The 20040-nt window shown below is 67.5% G+C and carries 14 protein-coding genes; 8 read left to right on the top strand and 6 right to left on the bottom strand.

Going from position 1 to position 20040, the window contains the following annotated elements:
• Positions 1 to 75 precede the first annotated feature (75 nt).
• On the bottom strand, positions 76 to 1539 hold the full coding sequence (locus tag U3649_RS01325; RefSeq protein WP_407353101.1) for a peptidoglycan DD-metalloendopeptidase family protein: 1464 nt from the start codon (positions 1537 to 1539) through the stop codon (positions 76 to 78).
• A gap of 189 nt (positions 1540 to 1728) precedes the next feature.
• Here U3649_RS01325 and tyrS point away from each other — a divergent pair, with 189 nt between their 5' ends.
• Together tyrS and U3649_RS01315 are read left to right on the top strand one after the other, a co-directional pair.
• Positions 1729 to 2958 carry a tyrosine--tRNA ligase gene (gene tyrS, locus U3649_RS01320; RefSeq protein ID WP_407353100.1) on the top strand — a complete coding sequence of 410 codons (1230 nt, stop codon included), beginning with the start codon at positions 1729 to 1731 and terminating at the stop codon, positions 2956 to 2958.
• A 25-nt stretch (positions 2959 to 2983) separates the two neighbouring features.
• Entirely contained in the window at positions 2984 to 3541 is a 558-nt protein-coding gene (locus U3649_RS01315) for an MgtC/SapB family protein (RefSeq protein ID WP_407353099.1), read from the top strand.
• A gap of 132 nt (positions 3542 to 3673) precedes the next feature.
• Here the strand turns inward: U3649_RS01315 and U3649_RS01310 are convergent, their stop codons facing one another.
• Together U3649_RS01310 and U3649_RS01305 are read right to left on the bottom strand one after the other, a co-directional pair.
• The gene (locus U3649_RS01310; RefSeq protein ID WP_407353098.1) at positions 3674 to 5401 is read right to left on the bottom strand and encodes a M28 family metallopeptidase; all 1728 of its coding nucleotides are present in this window, start codon (positions 5399 to 5401) and stop codon (positions 3674 to 3676) included.
• A 131-nt stretch (positions 5402 to 5532) separates the two neighbouring features.
• The gene (locus U3649_RS01305) at positions 5533 to 6264 is read right to left on the bottom strand and encodes a hypothetical protein (RefSeq protein ID WP_407353097.1); all 732 of its coding nucleotides are present in this window, start codon (positions 6262 to 6264) and stop codon (positions 5533 to 5535) included.
• Positions 6265 to 6388: 124 nt separating this feature from the next.
• On the opposite strand from U3649_RS01305, the gene gpmI reads away from it, so the two are divergent.
• From gpmI to U3649_RS01290, 3 genes are all read left to right on the top strand, one after another.
• On the top strand, positions 6389 to 7936 hold the full coding sequence (gene gpmI / locus U3649_RS01300; protein WP_407353096.1) for a 2,3-bisphosphoglycerate-independent phosphoglycerate mutase: 1548 nt from the start codon (positions 6389 to 6391) through the stop codon (positions 7934 to 7936).
• Between the two features lie 5 nt (positions 7937 to 7941).
• Entirely contained in the window at positions 7942 to 9144 is a 1203-nt protein-coding gene (locus U3649_RS01295) for a murein hydrolase activator EnvC family protein (RefSeq protein ID WP_407353095.1), read from the top strand.
• 465 nt (positions 9145 to 9609) lie between these two features.
• Positions 9610 to 11127 (top strand): S41 family peptidase, encoded by a 1518-nt coding sequence (locus tag U3649_RS01290; protein ID WP_407353094.1) that lies wholly within the window; start codon positions 9610 to 9612, stop codon positions 11125 to 11127.
• A gap of 106 nt (positions 11128 to 11233) precedes the next feature.
• Here the strand turns inward: U3649_RS01290 and U3649_RS01285 are convergent, their stop codons facing one another.
• From U3649_RS01285 to U3649_RS01275, 3 genes are all read right to left on the bottom strand, one after another.
• Positions 11234 to 11755, bottom strand: coding sequence for a hypothetical protein (locus U3649_RS01285; protein WP_407353093.1), 522 nt, complete (start codon positions 11753 to 11755; stop codon positions 11234 to 11236).
• 24 nt (positions 11756 to 11779) lie between these two features.
• Positions 11780 to 12100 carry a DUF1820 family protein gene (locus U3649_RS01280; protein WP_407353092.1) on the bottom strand — a complete coding sequence of 107 codons (321 nt, stop codon included), beginning with the start codon at positions 12098 to 12100 and terminating at the stop codon, positions 11780 to 11782.
• 138 nt (positions 12101 to 12238) lie between these two features.
• A complete protein-coding gene (locus U3649_RS01275) occupies positions 12239 to 12931 on the bottom strand; it encodes a rhomboid family intramembrane serine protease (protein WP_407353091.1) in 693 nt (230 codons plus the stop codon).
• A 214-nt stretch (positions 12932 to 13145) separates the two neighbouring features.
• Here U3649_RS01275 and U3649_RS01270 point away from each other — a divergent pair, with 214 nt between their 5' ends.
• From U3649_RS01270 to U3649_RS01260, 3 genes are all read left to right on the top strand, one after another.
• Entirely contained in the window at positions 13146 to 14534 is a 1389-nt protein-coding gene (locus U3649_RS01270; RefSeq protein ID WP_407353090.1) for an OmpP1/FadL family transporter, read from the top strand.
• Between the two features lie 204 nt (positions 14535 to 14738).
• Positions 14739 to 19562 (top strand): RHS repeat-associated core domain-containing protein, encoded by a 4824-nt coding sequence (locus tag U3649_RS01265; RefSeq protein WP_407354672.1) that lies wholly within the window; start codon positions 14739 to 14741, stop codon positions 19560 to 19562.
• Positions 19559 to 19882, top strand: coding sequence for a hypothetical protein (locus U3649_RS01260; protein ID WP_407353089.1), 324 nt, complete (start codon positions 19559 to 19561; stop codon positions 19880 to 19882). The genes U3649_RS01265 and U3649_RS01260 overlap by 4 nt, the downstream gene beginning before the upstream one ends.
• Positions 19883 to 20040: the final 158 nt, after the last annotated feature.

Raw genomic sequence — 20040 nt, 5'->3', positions numbered from 1 at the left:
CGCCGGCGGCGTGCGCCGCTGCGGGTGCGGCAATCACCGCGGCGGCGGTTGGATGCGGTCGTGCCGGGCGCCGCCTCAGCCGCGCTTGGCGCCCGGCTTGCGCGCCGCGGCGACTTCGCGACCGGGTTCGGGCGGGCGCTGCGCGTAGCGCAGGGTCTCGACCTGCTGGATGCGCGCCAGCGCCGGCGCCGCCTGCGCCTTGAACTGCGCCAGCGCCTGGCCCTTCAGCGGTTCCGGCGGCGGCATCGTCTGCGACAGCGGGTTGCGGTGCGCGCCGTTGACGCGGAATTCGTAGTGCAGGTGCGGGCCGGTGGCCAGGCCGGTGGCGCCGACGTAGCCGATCACCTGGCCCTGCGGCACCCGCTGCCCCTGGCGGATGTTGGCGAAGCGGGACATGTGCGCGTACAGCGTGGTGTAGCCGCGGCCGTGGTCGAGGATGACGACGTTGCCATAGCCGCGCTGCTTGCCCTTGAACTGCACCCGGGCATCGCCTGCCGCCTTGATCGGGGTGCCCGTGCCGGCGGCGTAGTCGACGCCCTTGTGCATGCGCATCGTGCCCAGTACCGGGTGCCGGCGGTTGCCGAACCTGGAGCTCAGCCGCGCGAATTCGATCGGCATGCGCAGGAAGCTCTTCTTCAACGGGCGGCCATCGGCGGTGAAGTACTCGGCCTTGCCGTCGCGTTCGAAACGGAAGCCGGAATAGGTCTTGCCGCCGGTGGTGAAGGTCGCGGCGAGGACGTCGCCGCTGCCGATCTTCTCGCCCTCGCGCCACAGCTCCTCGATCACCACGCTGTAGCGGTCGCCGGGCTGGATCTCGCGCGAGAAGTCGATGTCGTACTGGAAGATGCCGTCGGTCAGGGTGTGTATGACCTTCGGCGACAGCCCGGCCTGGCGCGCCGACCCGTACAGCGAATTGGTGATCTCGCCGGTGACCACCGCGGTATGCACTTCGACCGGGCGTTCGATCACGTGTTCGCTGATCTCGCCGCCGCGCAGGCTCAGCTGCACGCGCTCGGTGTCGCCACGATCGAAGCGGAAGCCGCGGAGTCGGCCGTCGGCATGCAGGTCGAAGCCGAGCTCGGTGCCGGGGCGGATCCGCGCCAGCGCGTCCTTCGCGGACGAGTGTTCGAGAATCCGGTGCAGGGTGGCGGCGGGAATGTCGAGGTCGGAGAAGATCTCGCCCAGCGTCTGCCCGGACTGCACCGTGACCAGTTCCCAGTGCGCCGTCTCCGCGTGTTTCGCCTTCGTGGCCGGCAGCGGCGGCAGCGGCAGCGCCATCGTGGTCAGCGCCTGTCCGTGGACCGGCGTGGTCTGCATCGCGCTGGAGAAGCCCGGCACCAGCGTGACCACCAGCGCGCCGAGGGTGGCGAACAGGCTGGCATGCGCCCAGTGCCGGCGCGTCCAGCGACCGTTGAAGCCATTGCGTTCGATGAACGCCGGGACCTGCTGCGAGAGTTGCGCCGCGCGCTGGGCGACGGCCTGCAGGTTGGAAAGACGGACAAGACGATTGCGGTCGGCATCCGCGGCGGGTGGCGTCATGTGCGTTTCCGGGAGATGGCGTGAAGGACGCGTCAGCGAGGTAACATAAAGACGTGAGCTGCACGCGTCAAATACTTGAGCCGGCTCGCATTTTTCACGAACGTTTCGGTTAACATCGACTTAACTCATTTTCAGGAACTGGGTCACATTCAGCTATGTGCCCGCTCCGCGACCCGCGAGACCTCCGCCGTGCCAGAGACCCCTGCCGCCTCCGCGCAGACCGCCTTCGAGCTGATCGCCCGCGGCGCCGACGAGATCCTCAAGGCCGAGGAGCTGCACGCGCGCCTGCGGCAGGACCGGCCGCTGCGCATCAAGGCCGGCTTCGATCCGACCGCGCCCGACCTGCACCTGGGCCATACCGTGCTGCTGAACAAGATGCGGCAGTTCCAGGACCTCGGCCACACGGTGATCTTCCTGATCGGCGACTTCACCGGCATGATCGGCGACCCCAGCGGCAAGAACGCCACCCGCAAGCCGCTCACCCGCGAGGACGTGCTGGCCAACGCCGAGACCTACGCCGCCCAGGTGTTCAAGGTGCTCGACCGCGAGCGCACCGAGGTGCGCTTCAACTCCGAATGGTTCGGGAAGATGGACGCCGCCGACATGATCCGGCTGGCGGCGCAGCACACCGTGGCGCGCATGCTCGAGCGCGACGACTTCGCCAAGCGCTATGCCGGCCAGCAGCCGATCGCGATCCACGAGTTCCTGTATCCGCTGGTCCAAGGGTTTGACTCGGTGGCGCTGGAGGCCGACGTCGAGCTCGGCGGCACCGACCAGAAGTTCAACCTGCTGATGGGCCGCGGCCTGCAGGAGGCGCACGGCCAGAAGCCGCAGGTGGTGCTGACGATGCCGCTGCTGGAGGGCCTGGACGGCGTACAGAAGATGTCCAAGTCGCTGGGCAACTACATCGGCATCGACGAGCCGGCGATCGACATCGTCAACAAGACGATGAAGATCGGCGATGCGCTGATGTGGAAGTGGATCGAACTGCTCAGCTTCGAGATCGGCGCGGACGAGGCGCGGCGCCTGCGGCAGGAGGTCGACGCCGGCCGGCTCAATCCGCGCGACGTCAAGCAGCGCCTGGCGCGGGAGCTGGCCGCGCGCTTCCACGACGCCGCCGCCGCCGCGACCGCGATCGCCGGCTGGGACGCCGCGGTGCGCGGGCAGGGCGACACCGCGCTGCTGCCGCTGCAGGAAGTGGCGGTACCGGTCGAGGGCTTGCGCGTGGCCGCCCTGCTGACCGCCGCCGGGCTCACGCCCAGCAATTCCGAGGCCAACCGCAAGCTCAGGGAGCGTGCGGTGAAGGTGGACGGTGCGGTGGTCGAGGATCCGCAGCAGGTGTTCGCGCCCGGGTTCGAGGGCGTGCTGGCGGTCGGCAAGCGCAATTTCGCACGGGTACGCCTGATCACCGCGTCATGACGGAAGCGGCGCGAAGCTGCGCGCCATGGACGATTTCACCGGGCAGTTCGGCGTCGTCGTCAGCATGGCCTACGCCATGCTGCTCGGCGGCCTGATCGGCTACGAACGCGAACTCAAGCAGCGGCCTGCGGGCTTCCGCACCCACATGCTGGTCGCCGGCGCGGCCGCGCTGCTGATCGGCATCGGCCAGCTGTCGGTGGTCGAGCGCGCCGGCGGGCAGGCGGCGGAGATCCTGCAGGTCGATCCGTTCCGCCTGGTCGAGGCGGTGATCGCCGGCGTGGCGTTCATCGGCGCCGGCACGATCTTCAGCCAGAGTCGCCGCGGCGGCGAAACGATCGCCGGCATCACCACCGCCGCCTCGCTGCTCATGGTGGCGGCGATCGGCGTGGCGGCGGGACTGGACTACTACCTGCTGGCGCTGATGACCACGGCGCTGGCGCTGTTCGTGCTGGTGGCGCTGTCGTTCTGGGAGCGCTGGCGCGAGCGGCGCATGGGCATTCCGGCCGGTGCTCGGCATCGGGGGGGCGAGAACGAGCAACGAGAAACGAGGAGTGGGAAGCGAGAGAAAAGCGTGCCGCCCTGATGCGCTTGCGTGCGCGTGGCGGCTTTGCGGATACGAAAACGGCGCCCGTGGGCGCCGTTTTCTGCAGTGGGTAACGAGCGGAGAAAAACTGAGGAACGAGTAGGCAAGCAGAAGCCCGCCGTTTTCACTGGTTCACTCCTCGTTTCTCGTTTCCGGCTCTCCAGCCATCATCCGGTCGCGCGCGGCCTTGAACGGATTGCCCTCGTACCAGTTCGGCCAGCGGTCGACATCGTCGGCCAGGACGCGGCCGACGCCGTACAGGGCCTCCAGGTCCTGGATCACGCCGGCGAGGTTCCATTCCTCGCGGTAGACGTCGCCCGGCTGGTGGTAGCGCGAGGCGTAGTCCTCGGTCGCCGCCTTGCCGGCCGCGGTGCCGCCTTCGACCAGGTCGTTGCCACCCTTGGCGTACAGTGCCGGCACGCCGGCCTTGGCGAAGTTGAAGTGGTCGGAGCGGAAGTAGTAGCCACCCGCCGGATTGCCTTCCTCCACCAGCACGCGTTGCTGCTCGCCGGCGAAGGTCTCGAGGATGTCCTCGAGTTCGGAGTTGCCCTTGCCGGTGACCACGAAATCGCGCGACGGGCCGGCGACGCTCATGGCGTCGAGGTTGACCACCGCGACGGTCTTCTCCATCGGGAAGGTCGGGTGCGCCACGTAGTACTTGGACCCGAGCAGGCCGGACTCCTCCAGCGTCACCGCCAGGAACGCCAGCGAGCGCTTCGGCGCCGGCTCCTCGCCGGCGAAGCGGCCGGCGATCTCGATGATGCCGGCGATGCCGGTGGCGTTGTCGACCGCGCCGTTGTAGATCTCGCGGGTGCCGTCGTCGCGCTCGTGCACGCCGAGGTGGTCCCAGTGGCCCATGTAGATCACCGCCTCGTCCGGGCGCTCGCTGCCGGGCAGCACGCCGATCACGTTGCGCGAGGACTTCTCGGTCACGGTGCTCTTCAGGTCGACCGACATGCTGGCCTTCAGCGGCACCGCCTCGAAGCCGCGCTGGTTGGCGGCCTCGTACATCTCGTCCAGGTCGAGCCCCGAATCGGCGAACAGCTGCCGCGCGACCTCGCCGGTGATCCAGCCCTGCGCCGGCAGGCGCGGCTCCGGATCGTCCGCTGCGCGCAGGTCGAACTGCGCGCCCGACCAGGAGTTGCGGACCACGTCCCAGCCGTAGGAGGCGCCCTCGGTGTCGTGGATGATCAGCGCGGCGGCGGCGCCCTTGCGCGCGGCCTCCTCGTACTTGTAGGTCCAGCGCCCGTAGTAGGTCATCCGGTTGCCTTCGAACAGGCTGTCGTCGCCGGCGTGGAAGCCGGGATCGTTGACCAGGATGACGACGGTCTTGCCCTCGACGTCCACGCCGGCGTAGTCGTTCCAGTCCTGCTCCGGCGCATCGACGCCGTAGCCGACGAACACCAGCTCGCTGTCGGCGATGTTCACCTGCGTCTCGCCGGTGCGGGTGCCGATCACCATGTCGGTGCCGAACTGCAGGTCGCGCGCCTCGCCGTTGCTGTCCAGGCGCAGCACCGTGGATTCATCGGCGGTGGTCTCGACCATCGGCACCGTTTGGTACCAGCCGCCGTCCTCGCCGCCCGGCTGCAGGCCGAGGCGCTCGTACTGGGCGCGGATGTACTCGACCGTCTTCTCGCCGCCGGGCGAGCCGGGCGCGCGGCCCTCGAACTCGTCCGAGGCGAGGGTCTTCACCAGCTCGCGGAAATCGGTTTCGTTGATCTCGGGAGAAAACGCGTGGGCATCGGCGGCTGGTGCGGCGTCTGCCTGCGGCGCGCCGTCGCCGGTCTCGGCCGGGCGTTCGCCGCCGCAGGCGGCCAGCGCCAGCGCGGCGGCCAGGCTGATCAGCAGGGGTCGTTGCATGCGGAATCTCCGTGACGGGAATCCGCGATTCTAACGGTAAGGCGAGGAACGAGTGGAGAGAAACGGGAAACGAGTAAGAACAGGCCTGCCGCCTTCACTCGCTTCTCACGCCTCGTTTCTCGTTCCCAGCCTTATTCGTGCGGCGCACGCGCGCCCGAATAACGCACGGCCTCGGCGCCGCTGACGCGGCCGGTGCGGGCGCTCTCGTGCACGTACAGGGTCACCTCGCGCTCGAACACCAGCTCGCCCTCGACCACGGCGTCGGGGCCGATGATCACGCGCGGCTTGCGCTTGTTGACGTTGACCAGGAACCAGCTCGAATTCGGCTTGCGGATCCGCAGGCCGCCGCGCACGTGCGAGCCGACGCCGACGGTGACGTCGCCGTTGACGGTCTCGATGCCGCCCTCGAGGTCGGTATCGACCAGGCCGATGCCGCCGCTCACGGTGCTGACGCCGCCGGCGACGGTGGTGCCGCGGTCGAGGAAGACGCTGCCGCTCACGGTTTCGACGGCGCCGCCGATGCGGGCGTCGCGGCCGGCGCGCACGTGGCCGTTGACGGTGGTGATGCTGCGAGCGGTGACGTCGTGCCCGAGCGTGATGCCGCCGTTCACCGTCTCCAGGTTGCGCGCCTCGACGCGATCGCCGACATGGATGGAGCCGTTGACGGTTTCCGCATCCTCGATCCGCGCGCCGTCGCCGATGCGGACGCTGCCGTTGACCGTGCTCAGGTCGCCGTACACGCGGTCCGCCTCGGCGGTCACGCTGCCGTTGACCTTGCTGATGTTCTCGCCCTCCGCGAGCGCCGGCGCGGCGGCCAGGGCGAGCAGGAGCGCGAAGGTGAGGCGGGCGGGGCGATGGGCCATGATGCGTCTCTCGTGTTGCGGCGGCAAAAAGGATACCCGCGCCGGGGCGCGGTTTCCGCTTGACCGCCAGCATGCACCGGCTTCGCTACAATCGCATCTGTCCGAAGTCACAGGGCCCATCGTCGTGTCCGCAGCCGTCAAACGTCCGAAACCGGTCATCCTGCTGATCCTCGATGGCTGGGGCCATCGCGAGGATCCGCGCGACAACGCCCTGGCGCTGGCCGAAATCCCCAACTGGCGCCGGCTGTACCAGGCGCACCCGCATACGCTGATCCACACCGAGGGCCGCTTCGTCGGCCTGCCGGACGGGCAGATGGGCAATTCCGAGGTCGGGCACATGAATCTCGGCGCCGGGCGCATCGTCTACCAGGAGCTGACCCGGATCGATGCGGCGATCGAGGACCGCAGCTTCTTCGACAACGCCGAGCTGGTCGCCGCCTGCGATGCGGCCAGTTCCGGCGATCCCGGCGGCGGTACGCTGCACGTGCTCGGCCTGCTCTCGCCCGGCGGCGTGCACAGCCACGAGTCCCACGTCTTCGCCATGCTCGAGCTGGCGGCGCAGCGCGGGGTGCCGAAGGTCGCAGTGCACGCCTTCCTCGACGGCCGCGACACGCCGCCGCGCTCGGCCGCCGAGAGCCTGCGCGCCCTGCAGGCGAAGTGCGACGCGCTCGGCAATGCCCGCATCGCCAGCGTCGGCGGCCGCTACTACGCCATGGACCGCGACAAGCGCTGGGACCGGGTGCGCAAGGCCTGGGACGCGATCGTCGAGGCACGGGGCGAGCGCGCGCCCGATGCCCTGGCGGCGCTGCAGGCCGCCTACGCGCGCGAGGAGAACGACGAGTTCGTGCTGCCGACCGTGCTCGACGGCGCCGACGGCATCGCCGACGGCGATGCCGTGGTGTTCATGAATTTCCGCGCCGACCGCGCGCGCCAGCTCAGTGCCGCCTTCGTCGCACCGGAGTTCGATGGTTTCGACGCGCGCCGACCGCGGCTGGCGCGCTTCGTCTGCCTGACCGAGTACGACGCCACCTTGCCGGCACCGGTCGCCTTCGCGCCCGACCACCTGCCCAACACCCTGGGCGAGGTGCTGGCCGCGCGCGGCCTGACCCAGCTGCGCATCGCCGAGACCGAGAAGTACGCGCACGTGACCTTCTTCTTCAGCGGCGGGCGCGAGGAACCGTACGCCGGCGAGGAGCGCATCCTGGTGCCCAGCCCGAAGGTCGCCACCTACGACCTGCAGCCGGAAATGAGCTGCCCCGAGGTGACGTCGCGGCTGCTCGAGGCGATCGGGTCGGACCGGTTCGACGTGGTGATCTGCAACTTCGCCAATCCCGACATGGTCGGCCATACCGGCGACCTGCAGGCCGCGATCCGCGCCGTCGAGACGGTCGACCAGGCGCTGGGCGAAGTGGTGGAGGCGGCGCGCGCGAAGGGCGGCGAAGTGCTGGTGACCGCCGACCACGGCAACGTCGAGATGATGCGCGACCCGGAAACCGGGCAGCCGCACACCTCGCACACGGTCGGACCGGTGGACCTGGTCTACGTCGGCGATCGCGACGGCGGCCTGCGCGGGGGCGGTGCGCTGCGCGATCTGGCGCCGACGATCCTGGACCTGCTCGGCCTGGAGCAGCCGCGGGAGATGACCGGCCGGTCGCTGTTGCCGCCGCGCTGATCGCGATGACGAGCCTGCGTCATGTCGTGCTTGCGGTGGCCCTGGCCACGGCGGTGGTACCGGCGACGGCCCAGCAGCAGCGCGAGACCGAGCGCCGGCTGGAGCGGGTCAAGCGCGAACTCGAAAGCGTCGCCGCCGAGCGCCGCAAGCTCGAAGGCCAGCGCGGCACGGCGGCGCGCCAGTTGCGCGCCGCGGACGAGCGGGTCGCGGCCGCCACCCGCGCGCTGCGCGAGACCGAGGCCGGGCTCGAACGCGAGGAGCTGGCGTTGGCCGAACTCGGCGCGCGCCGAGGCGAGCTGCAGCAGCGCCTCGGCGCCCAGCGCGAGGAACTGGCGGGGCTGTTGCGTGCAGCCTACGGCCTCGGCGATCACGCCGCGCTCAAGCTGCTGCTGGCGCAGGATCGCGTCGGCGATGCCAACCGCACGCTGGCCTATCACCGCTATCTGCAGCGCCAGCGCGCCGAACGCATCGGCACCCTGCGCGACGAGCTGGCCGAACTGGACGCCGTCGAGCGCGAGATCGACGAGCGCACCGCGGCGCTCGCGGAGGCCCGGCAGCGCCAGCGCGAACAGCTCGGCGAGCTCGAACGCGAGCGCGGCGAACGCGCCGCCACCGTCGCGCAGCTCGAGCGGCGCCACGACGACCGCCGCGAGCGCGAGCAGGCGCTGGGGCGCGACGCCAAGGGACTCGAGCGCGTGCTGGCGCAGTTGCGCGAGGCGGCCGCGCGCGCCGCCGCCGCCGAGCGTGCCGCCGCCGCCCGCGCCCGCCGCGAAGGCGACGACACGCGGCGGGCGCCGGCGCAGGTCGCGCGCGGCGCGCCGATCCGGGTCGGCGGACTCGGCTGGCCGCTGTCGGGCAACCTGCTGGCCGGGTTCGGCGGCCGGATGCCCGACGGCCGCACCAGCTCCGGCGTGCTGATCGGCGCGCCCAGCGGCACCACGGTGCAGGCGGTCGCCGACGGCACCGTGGTCTTCGCCGAATGGATGACCGGCTATGGCTTGATCGTGATCGTCGACCACGGCAACGGCCACATGAGCCTGTATGCGCACAACGACGCCCTGCTGCGCGACGTCGGCGACCGCGTCGGCCGCGGCGATGCGGTCGCCAGCGTCGGCAACTCCGGGGGCCAGGGGCAGCCGGCGCTCTACTTCGAGTTGCGCCGCGACGGCAAGCCGATCGATCCCGCGACCTGGCTGCAGAAGCGCTGATCCGGCGCAGACCCCCCCAGGCGAGCGCTGCCGGATCGTGAGCGGCGATCATGGGGTGGCGCTCACGAAGGCGCGGCGAGGGTGGCGGTGCGGTTCGCGGTGTCGCGGCTGCCGTCGCTCCTACAAGAGGGCGGCCCAGGGTCGCCCACCTCCGGTCGTTCTTCGTGGGAGCGACGGCAGTCGCGACCCGGCGGAAGAAGCCGCGCCGCCGAGCCGTCGCGGGTTCGCGGCGCCCGCGACCAGACCTGTTCCCGAGCTTGCCCGAGGCGCGCCTGCGCGGATCGAACAGCGCCGCCGGACCGCCGTTGAGGTGCAACGCGATTCGCGACCGGGATCGAACGGGGACGACACGGCACATTCCGTTTCCGAGCCGTTTACCCGCCTCTCCCCGGGCGGGAGGCATAATCGATTGAACCCGCGGCGCATCCCGCGGTCCGAATCTCTCGCATTCCCCCGGAGCCGTTCATGCGTCGTTGCGTGCTGTCGTTCGCCACTGCCGCCGTCCTGTTGCTGGCGCCCCTGCATGCGCAGGAGCGCGCCGGCGACGTGGCGCCGGCGCCGCCGCAGCCGGCATTGCCGTCGCCGTCGGAGCCCGGCGACGAGCCAGACGCCGCGACACCGCCGCCCGCGGTGCCGGAACCGGAGCCCACCGCACCAGCGGCCGCGGGGCAGGACGAGGACGAGGCACCGGAACCGCCAGGGGACGACCGGGATCCGCCGCTCGACGCACGCGAGCAGGCGCGCGCGGTCGCGCCCGGCACCGACCCGGATGCCGTCGAAAACGCCTCGAGCCGGGTGCCGCTGCAGGAGATCCGGCGCTACGTCGCGGTCTACAACGCGGTCAAGGAAGCCTACGTCGATCCGGTCGAGGACCGCGAACTGATGCAGTCGGCGATCCGCGGGCTGCTGCTGGACCTCGATCCGCACAGCGCCTACCTCGAGCGCGACGACGCCGAGGCCTTCGACGAGAGCACCACCGGCGCCTACAGCGGCATCGGCGTCGAGGTGATGCAACTGCCCGAGGGCAGCCTGCGCGTCATCGCCCCGATCGACGACACCCCGGCCGCGCGCGCCGGCATCCGCAGCGGCGACACCATCATCGCCGCCGACGGACAAACGTTCACTCCGTCCAGCCACGAAGGCGTCGGCCCCCTGCGCGGCGAGCCAGGCACCTCGGTGCTGCTGACCGTGCTGCGCGAGGGCGCGCCGGAGCCGCTGGAGATCCCGGTCGAGCGCGAAACCATCCGCGTGGCCAGCGTGCGCGGGCGGCTGCTCGAACCCGGCTACGGCTACATCCGCGTCAGCGCGTTCCAGGTCGACACCGCCGCCGACTTCCAGAGCACCCTGCGCGAACTGCAGGCGGACGGGCCATTGCGTGGCCTGGTGCTGGACCTGCGGACCAATCCCGGGGGGCTGCTCACCTCGGCGGTGCAGATCGCCGACGACCTGCTCGAGGAGGGCGCGATCGTCAGTACCCGTGGCCGGATCAGCATCAGCGATGCCGAATTCTCGGCCACGCCGGGCGACCTGCTCGACGGCGCGCCCGTGGTGGTGATCGTCGACGCCGGTTCGGCCAGCGCTTCCGAGGTGCTGGCCGGCGCGCTGCGCGACAACGGGCGCGCGCGCATCGTCGGCAGCCGCACCTTCGGCAAGGGGTCGGTGCAGACGCTGCTGCCGCTGGACAACGGCGATTCGGTGAAACTGACCACCGCGCGCTACTACACCCCCAGCGGGCGTTCGATCCAGGCGCGTGGCATCGATCCTGACGTGGTGCTGGAGCCGGAGAACCGCCCCGCCGGCATCGCCCGCGACTATTCCGAGGCGGCCTTGCCCGGACACCTGCGCGGCGACGAGGAAGGCCTGCCCGGCGACAACGCCGGCGACGTGCTCGACGGCGACGGCCCGATCGAAGCCGCCCTGGCGGAACTGAAGAAGCCGCTGCCGCTGCCGCCGCCGGTCGCGGCGCAGACCTCTTCGCGGTAGCCGCCTTCTCGTAGAGCGGAGCTGCTCCGGGCTCCGGAGCCGGAAGCAGCGAAGCAAGCTCCGCTCTACAAGGGGGGTGATAGGCGCGGTGAATGCGTCCGCCGGTCTACTCCGCGATCAGCTTGCACTCGATCGCGACGCCGTTGCGCACCGCCAGCGACAGCGCATCCTGGAACGTGCCGCAGTCGAGCAGGTTGTCCTCCGAGGAGCGGCGCCCGGAATAGACGTTGATCAGCAACTGCGGGCGGCCGCGCTCGACCAGTTCGAGCTGCGCCGGGTCCAGCGCCACCGGCGGGAACTCGGCGGTGCCGGCGCCTTCCAGTTCGACCTGCTGCCGATGCAGCGTCAGCCACGGATCCTCGGTACCCGGCAGCTCGCGCTGCTGCGCGGCGACCGTGGGATAACCGAAGTAGTCGGCCGCCACGATCACGCTTTCGTCGGTGGCGGCCAGGGTGCGGGCGGCGGTCTCGGACAGGGTGACGACGACCTCGAAGCCGTTGTCGCCGCGGGCGATCGGCGCCGCCGCAGGCGGCGCTTCGGCATCGGTCGCCGGCGCCGGTCCGCGTTCGCAACCGGTGAGCGGCAGGACGGCCAGGGCGATTGCAAAGATGCGGCGGCGAATCGGCATGGCGGTCTGGTCCTGGTGGGCGGGTCAGCGCGGTTTGGCGGGCAGTGGGAACGGCGTGACGACCTTCTCGCCGGAGCCGGCGTCGCGGATCGCCGATTGTCCCTTCTTTTCGACTTCCTCGATACGCAGGATGCTCTGCATCGGCAGATGCAGGACCCGGGTCGCGCCGAACTCGTCGCGCAGGCGCTCCTCGGTCGGGTCCACCACCACGCCGTCGTGCACGTCGAACACCAGGTCCGCGACCTCGGTGAAGCCCCACAGGCTGCCGCTTTGCACGCGGCGGGCGTACAGCTCGTAGATCTTGCCGTGGCTGAGAAAGCTGATCTTGTAGAGCGGCTTGGCCATGGCCCGATTATATTCCGGGAGCCGTGATTGGTGATTCGTGATTCGTGATTCGCAAGAGCGGGTCGGCGGCAGCGGTGCGGTCCCTTCCCCGGTCGGCCGCTTTTTCCAATCACCAATCACGAATCAACAATCACGGCCCTAATACCCTTGCCGCTTGCGCAGGCGCCGCGCGATCGCCCCGCGCGAGGCCAGCGCGAACGCCGCGCCGAAGACGAAGCCGCCGGCGTGCGCCGCCCAGGCGACCGTGCCGAACGCCGGGCCGATGTAGGCGAACACCACCTGCAGCAGCGCCCAGATGCCGATCAGCAGCGACGCCGGCGCGCGCACGAATTCCAGGAACAGCCCCAGCGGCAGCACCACGCCCAGCCGCGCCCGCGGGAACAGCGCCAGGTAGGCGCCGATGATCGCCGAGACCGCGCCGCTGGCGCCGATGATCAGCCGGTCGGGCGCGCCGATCGCCAGCGCGGCGATGAAGTTGGCGAATGCGCCACCGAGCAGGAACAGCGCCAGGAACCGCCACGGCCCCATCGCCCGCTCCGCCGGCAGGCCGAAGATCAGCAGGAACACCAGGTTGCCGACCAGGTGTGCCCAGTCGGCGTGCAGGAACAGCGCGCTCAGCAATCGCAGCCAGCGCTCCGCTTCCGACCAGGACTGCAACAGGTCGGTCGGCGCCAGGCCGCCGCTCAGCGCGCCCCATTCCAGCAGCAGGTCGTGCTGCGCGCTGTCCGGGCGCATGCTGGCCCAGAAGTACGTCAGCCACAGCAGTGCGCACAGCGCCGGCGTCGCCCAGCGGAAGCCGGGCTGCGTGCGGGTGGGAATGGATACGAACATGCCGGCCGGGTCCGGAGCGCGCGAGTCGGCAACGATACCCGTTCAGCATGGCCGGCGGCGATTCCTGCCGCACTTCCGCGACCACACGCCCGGGTACGGTATAGTGCGGTCGGCGCCGCGGTCGGGAGGGCTTCCGATGCAGGGCACAGGGCCGGGACAGGCCCGCGCACGTTGCGGCGCGACAACCATAAAAGTCATCGGAGACTACCGAGCAATGCAAACCCATCCCCGCATCCTTACGATTTCCGCCCTGACGCTGGGCGTCGCCGGCGTGCTCGCCTGCGCCGACCAGGCCCACGCCTCGGCGTTCGAACTGCGCGAAAACAGCGTCAAGGCCCAGGGCCGCGCCATGGCCGGTTCGGCCTCCGCCAAGGGCGACGCGTCCGTGGTCGTCAACAACCCGGCGGTCATGTCGACCTTCGAGCAGAAGACCGTGCAGGGCGACGTCACCGCGATCGATCTGTCGTTCGAGTTCAACGGCGGCGGCAGCGCGGCCGCGGGCAGTCCGCTGCAGCAGCCGCTGACCGGCGGCGACGGCGGCGACGCCGGCGGCGTGACCCCGGTGCCGGCGATGTCCTTCATCCTGCCGCTGAGCGACCGCTTCGAGTACCTCACCCTCGGTGCCATGGTCAGCGCGCCGTTCGGGCTCAAGACCGAGTACGACAGCGACTGGGCCGGCCGCTACCACGCGGTCGAGTCGGACGTGCGCATCGTCGACCTGACGCTCTCGGCCGCCGTCGACATCACCGACCGCTTCTCGGTCGGCTTCGGCGCCGTCATCGAGCGCGCCGACGTCACCCTGTCCAACGCCATCGACTTCGGCAGCTCGCTGTGCGCCAACCCGGCCACCCAGCCGCTGTGCTTCATGCCCGATCCGGTCACCGGGACCTACGGCCCGCAGAAGAACGACGGCTTCGTCTCGATCGAGGGCGACGACACCAACCTCGGCTTCGTCGGCGGCCTGAACTTCCGCCCGACCGACCGCATCTCGCTGGGCTACGCCTACCGCTCCGAGATCAAGCACGAGATCAGCGGCAGCGCCGACTTCACCGTGCCGTCGAACGTCGCCCCGATCCTCGCCGGCACCGGCCAGTTCGTCGACACCGGCGGCGGCGCGCGCCTGGTGCTGCCGAGCACCCACACCTTCAGCGGCACCTGGCAGGCCACCGACCAGCTCTCGCTGATGGCCGAGGCCGCACACACCGGCTGGAGCTCGATGGAGGAGGTGCGCATCCAGTTCGAGAACCCGGCGCAGCCGGACTCGGTCGAGGACTACAACTGGCACGACAGCTGGTTCTATACGATCGGCGCCGAGTACGCGCTCAACGACCGCTTCACCCTGCGCGGCGGCATCGGCCGCGACGAGTCGCCGATCGCCTACCAGCACCGCACCCCGCGCATGCCCGACCAGGACCGCAACTGGTACGCGATCGGCCTGACCTGGGCGGCCTCGGACCAGTTCGAGCTCAGCGCGGCCTACACCCGCATCCAGATGGCCGACGACCCGGAGATCGACATCGTCTCCAGCAGCGGCTCGCGCCTGACCGGCACCTACGACGGCGGCGCCAACCTGTTCGGCGTCTCGGCGCAGTACCGGTTCTGATCCACCGCGTCACGTGGTCGAAAAGCCCCGCTCCGGCGGGGCTTTTTTTTTGAAGAAAGCCTTCATGTCCGGTTTTGGGCCCGACGGCCGCAGCGCCAAAACCATCCTCTCGCAGCAAGCATCCAACGGATTGACTTCCGAACCGCGGTGGACTAAACAGTCGAAAACTTGACCAGCACGGTCAAGGCCCGGGGGGGGGGCAGGATGTTCACACAAGGCCATGGACGGGCTCGCCTCGTTCACTCGTTTCTGCTGCTCGCGCTTGCCGTGGTCGCGTCGCTGTCGACGCAGCCGGTTCACGCGATCAACCAAGTCTGCTGGACGGAAGTTACTTGGCACTCCACGCCTCCTACTCCGGATAACCCGGCGGGAGGGCTCAGGTCCAGCACGACGGAGCGCTGTTTCGATTTGGACAGCCTTGGTCGAGGCGATGGCGGGCCCGGTGGCGATTGGGGCGGAGGCGGCTCTGTTGGCTCGCCAGGCGCGCCGGAGCAGCCGACCTCCGATCATGACCCGGAGATCAAACCCTGCAGAGGAAATCCCATTGTAGTTTCGACCGGAAACAAGGTGGAGTTCGAAACGGACTTCACCGGTGCCGGCGAAATGCCGCTCTCTCTGTCACGCACCTACAATCACTATTGGAACGCCACTGGCCTGTTCGGCCGGCACTGGTTGAGCAACTTCGACTACTCGTCGTCTCGCCAGACGACAAACGGGCAGGATCTGGTTTGGCTGCAGCGCCCTGACGGTCGGCGCATCAAATTCATCCGCGTCGCCGGGCAGAACCGCTGGAATGAAGACAAGGCGGCTCCGATCGCCTATATCGCACTGGCCGGCGGCATCTACACGCATTACACGGAAGACCAGCTGATCGAGCGCTACGACGCCAACGGCTATGTGCTCGACATCAAGAATCGGCACGGTGTCGGCCTGACCTTCAGCTACAGCAACAACTACCTGCAGACCGTCACTCATACATCCGGTCGTACCGTTCGATTTACCTGGTCCAATGGACAGCTGACTCGCGTCACCGACCCGGCGGGCAATCATTACAACTACACCTATACCGCCAACGCTTTCGGAGCGGGGCGCCATCGGCTGGCGACCGCCACGCTGCCCGGTGCCCCCGCTACCAAGACCACCTACCACTACGAGGACGGCCGCTTTCCTGGGGCGCTGACCGGAAAGTCCTTCAATGACATCCGCTATTCCAGCTTCGCCTATGATGCTGCAGGCCGCGCCATCAGCAGCGAGCATGCGGGCGGTGCGGACAAATACACCTTCAGCTACGAGGTCGAAGGTGGTTCCCAGCCGCCGCCGCTGCCACTGCCACCGCCGCCAGGTGGTGAATGCAATGCCGGAATCTGTACGCTGCCGAGAAGTGCTGGCGGGACAATGCAATTGCCGGCTGCCGGCATGGACGAGGGCGCAACGGTCGCCATAGCCAATGCATCGGTTGCATCGGCTGGTAGTATCCGTCGCGTTGTAGAAACAAACCCTCTTGGGAAGACAACGACCTACGAGTTCGAGGACGGCAAGCTTGCTTCGATGATCGGGCATCCATCGACGTACTGCCCGCTGGCGACGACCAGGCTCAAGGTATACGACACCAATGGTTATCCGCTCGCCAGCGAGGATCAAAACGGGAACCGGACGCAATTCATATACAACGCCAAGGGGCAGATGCTCGAGAAGCGTGAAGCAGCAGGTGCGACGGAAGAGCGCCGAACCACCTATGCCTGGGACGCTACCCATAACCGCATCACGCGCGAAACCTTGCATGGGCAGCACGAAATTTCCTACGCCTATGGAAGCGATCACCGCCTGGCATCGATCACGATCAAGAACCTGAGCCCCAACGGCGTCGCCAATCAGATACGCAAGACCACATACACCTATACGACTCAAGCCAATGGGCTGCTGGCGACCGTGACGATAGACGGCCCGTTACCGGGCGGCGGGGATTCCATCGTCTACGGTTACGGGACGACCGGCTTTCTCTACAGCCTCCGCAACGGATTGGGTCAGCAGGCCATCTACCAGAACTACAACGCGTTGGGTCTGCCCGGAAAGATCACCGGCCCCAACGGCGACGTAACCGAGTACACCTACGATGCGCGTGGGCGCGTCACGCGACAACGCACCTATCCCAACGGCGTGGCCGCATACACGACCTATGCGTATGACGGCGTGGGCTCGCTCGCGCGGGTCACGCTGCCTGACGGGCATTACAGAGAGTATGCCTACGCGGCGAACCGGCGGCTGATCTCGGCGAAGGAGCCGGAGGGCGGCAACAACTACGCCGTGGCGCGCTACACCTATGACGCCATGGGCAATACCACGCGGACCGAGATCTATCGCGACACCTGGGTGCCGACCGACAACGCCCAGTTCGCGAGCCAGGTGGTCCCCAGTCCGATGCTGCGTGGGCAGAGCTATGGGGTCACCGTGCGCATGAAGAACACGGGTGACACCACCTGGCCCGCTTCGTCCAACTACCGGTTGGGGTCACGCAACCCCTCCAACAACACGACCTGGGGAACCAACCGCATTCCCTTGGCTTCCAGTGTCGCTCCCGGGGGCACGGCGACCTTCAGCTTCAATGTCACCGCGCCAAGCACGGCCGGTAGCTACGACTTTAGATGGCGCATGGTGAACGGCGGAACCTGGTTCGGAGCCGAGAGCGCGAATGTCGCCGTCTCGGTCACCAACCCGAGCCCGCCACCGCCTATCCCTCCGCCTTGTGACGGTCGTATCTGCACGGACCCCCAGGGCATGCCTGGGGCGGAGATGGATGGCGTCGAGGATGGCCTGGAGGTCATGCCGATGGCCACTACGAGCACGCTCTACGCTCGTTCCTACACGGACTACGACGAACTTGGCCGGGTGCGCCGCCAGCGCGGCAACAATGGCCAGAGCGTCACCTACACCTACGACGGCAACGGCAACGTCAAGACCGCCAAGGATGCGTTGGGACACACGACGACCTATACCTACGACGCCCTCGACCGCCTGGTGCAATCGAAGGACGCCATGGGCAAGTACACCAAGTTCGAGTACGACGCCGCCGGCCGCATGACGAAAGTCACCGATCCGCGCGGCAAGCCCACCACCTACGTCTACGACGGCTTCGGCCAGCTGTGGGCGCAGACCAGCCGCGATACCGGCACCACCACCTTCGAGTACAATCCGTACGGCCGCCGGACCAAGATGACCCGAGCCGACGGCACCGTGACGACCTATGGCTATGACGGTCTGGGCCGAGTCACGTCGCTCCAGGCCGGCGGCCAGACCCAGAGCTTCGCCTACGACACCTGCAGCAACGGCAAGGGTCGCTTGTGCCAGGTCGTCGACCCCTACGGACAGATCGATTACACCTACACCCCGGAGGGCCTGCCCGCAACCCAGCAGCAGAAGATCGGTAGCGCCGGCTTCGACCAAAGCTATGCCTACGACAACATGGGGCGGCTGACTGGCATCAGCTATCCCAACAATGTTGCTGTGGGGTATGGCTATCGCTATGGCCGGGTCAGGGCGGTCACGGCGACGGTCAACGGCACCACCCATACAATAGCCAACAACGTCGATTATCGGCCGTTCGGGCCGATGGCGGGGCTGAGTTACGGCAACGGCCTTGCCCATACCCGCACCTATGACATCGATGGACGGGTGACCGGCATCTATACCAAGAATGGTTCCACCAACGTGCAGAGCCTGGACTATCTGTACGACATGAACGATCGCATCACTCGGATGACAGTCGGTACCAATGGCAATCTGACCCAGGGCTATACCTACGACCCGCTAGGCCGGCTGCTCGGTTCAGACGGCGGATACAGCCACGCAAAGCAGTCGTTCACTTGGGATGCCAATGGCAATCGGTTGGAACAGATCCGAGACGGAAGCCTTACCAGCCATGCGACCGACACGGCCAGCAATCGATTGTTGAGTTTGTCGGGAGATCGCACCCGGGCGCTGTACTACGACGCCAACGGCAACATGATCCGGCAGGGAAGCAATATCCAGACTTACACGTACGATCCGTTCAACCGGTTGAATACCGTGACCGACTCCAACGGGACCAGCACGATCTACTGGGTCAATGCTCTCGGCCAGCGGGTCTACAAGACACAGGGCTCGCCGAAGAATGCCTTCTATGTCTATGGCCCGGGCGGTAAGCTGATGGCGGAAAGGGGTGGGATTACCTCCGGCGGCACCCATTACTGGCGCCACTACATCTGGCTGGGCGGCGAGTTGCTGGGCTTTGTCGATGGCAGCGCCAAGCACTATGTCCACAACGACCATCTGGGGCGGCCCGAGCATGTGACTAACCAGAGCAAGGTCAGGGTCTGGCGGGCGAACAACTATGCCTTCGACAGCACCGTTGGACAGAACGACCTGGGCGGTGTCGGCAGCCTGAACATCCGCTTCCCGGGTCAGTACTTCGATGCCGAGTCGAACTTGTATCACAACGGCTTCCGCGACTATGACCCGTTCACGGGGCGCTATCTCCAGTCTGATCCGATCGGATTGGCGGGTGGGTTGAATACGTATGCCTATGTTGGGGGGAATCCGATCAGCTTCATTGACCTGCTAGGACTTGCGGGTTGCACGGTGGCATTTCCCGGATACCCGATCACGCTTCCTGGCACGAACACGCAGCTGGCTTTAGGGCATGCTGGGGTACTCGCCTATGACTCATCGGGTAGTACGCGCTACTACGAATATGGTCGGTATAACAGCGATTTCGGTAACGTGAGGCGTGCGAGTGTGCCTGATCTGAAGATGGGGCCAGATGGAAATCCAACTCCGGAGTCCATGAGCGCTCTTCAAAAGGCGCTGACTCAAAACCAAGGAAAGGGCACGAAGGCAAAATTGAAGTGTGACGCAAATGCTGATGAGAAAAAAATCATCGCATTTGCAGAGCAGCGAATGAATGACCCGAATCGAGCGCCTTACAGTTGGAATCCGCTAAGTCCAAACACCTGCGGCACTTTTGCACGAGATGCATTGGGAGCGGGACAATGACGAACAGAATACTATGGGTCGCGCTATCTATTTCTTTAATTGCCAATGTCTACCTGTTTGCAAAATTTCTTGATGCGGGAATCATGCTTGATAATTCGCAGAGCGAAATGAAACGGCAGCGAGCAAGAAGCGAACTTAGCCTTGCAATAATTAACAAGTCTTGGATAGGCAAGAGCTCATATTCTTTTTCCGTACTCTCAAAAGAGCTGGAAGGAAAAGCTGGCGTGATCGCAGGCGTTGAAGGAAATGCAATCGAGTTAGGCGACCTGGTTGTTGAAACCAAGGATGGAGTAATCACTGAGGTGCATTACATCGACTAGTTGCTCATATCGTTCATCGAACTGTTGAACACCTATGCCTATGTCGGGGGGGGCAATCAGCCTCGTCGATCCTCTCGGTTTGATCTGTATTACCAGTGAGCAGGCGTCTCGCTTGGGTGCAGCTGCAGGTGGAGCGACAATGGGTGGACTATTGAGTC

This window comes from Luteimonas sp. R10, from assembly GCF_045689605.1.
Lineage (GTDB): Bacteria > Pseudomonadota > Gammaproteobacteria > Xanthomonadales > Xanthomonadaceae > Luteimonas.
The sequence above is the reverse complement of the archived record's forward strand: the minus strand, read 5'-3'. Positions and strand labels throughout refer to the sequence as shown.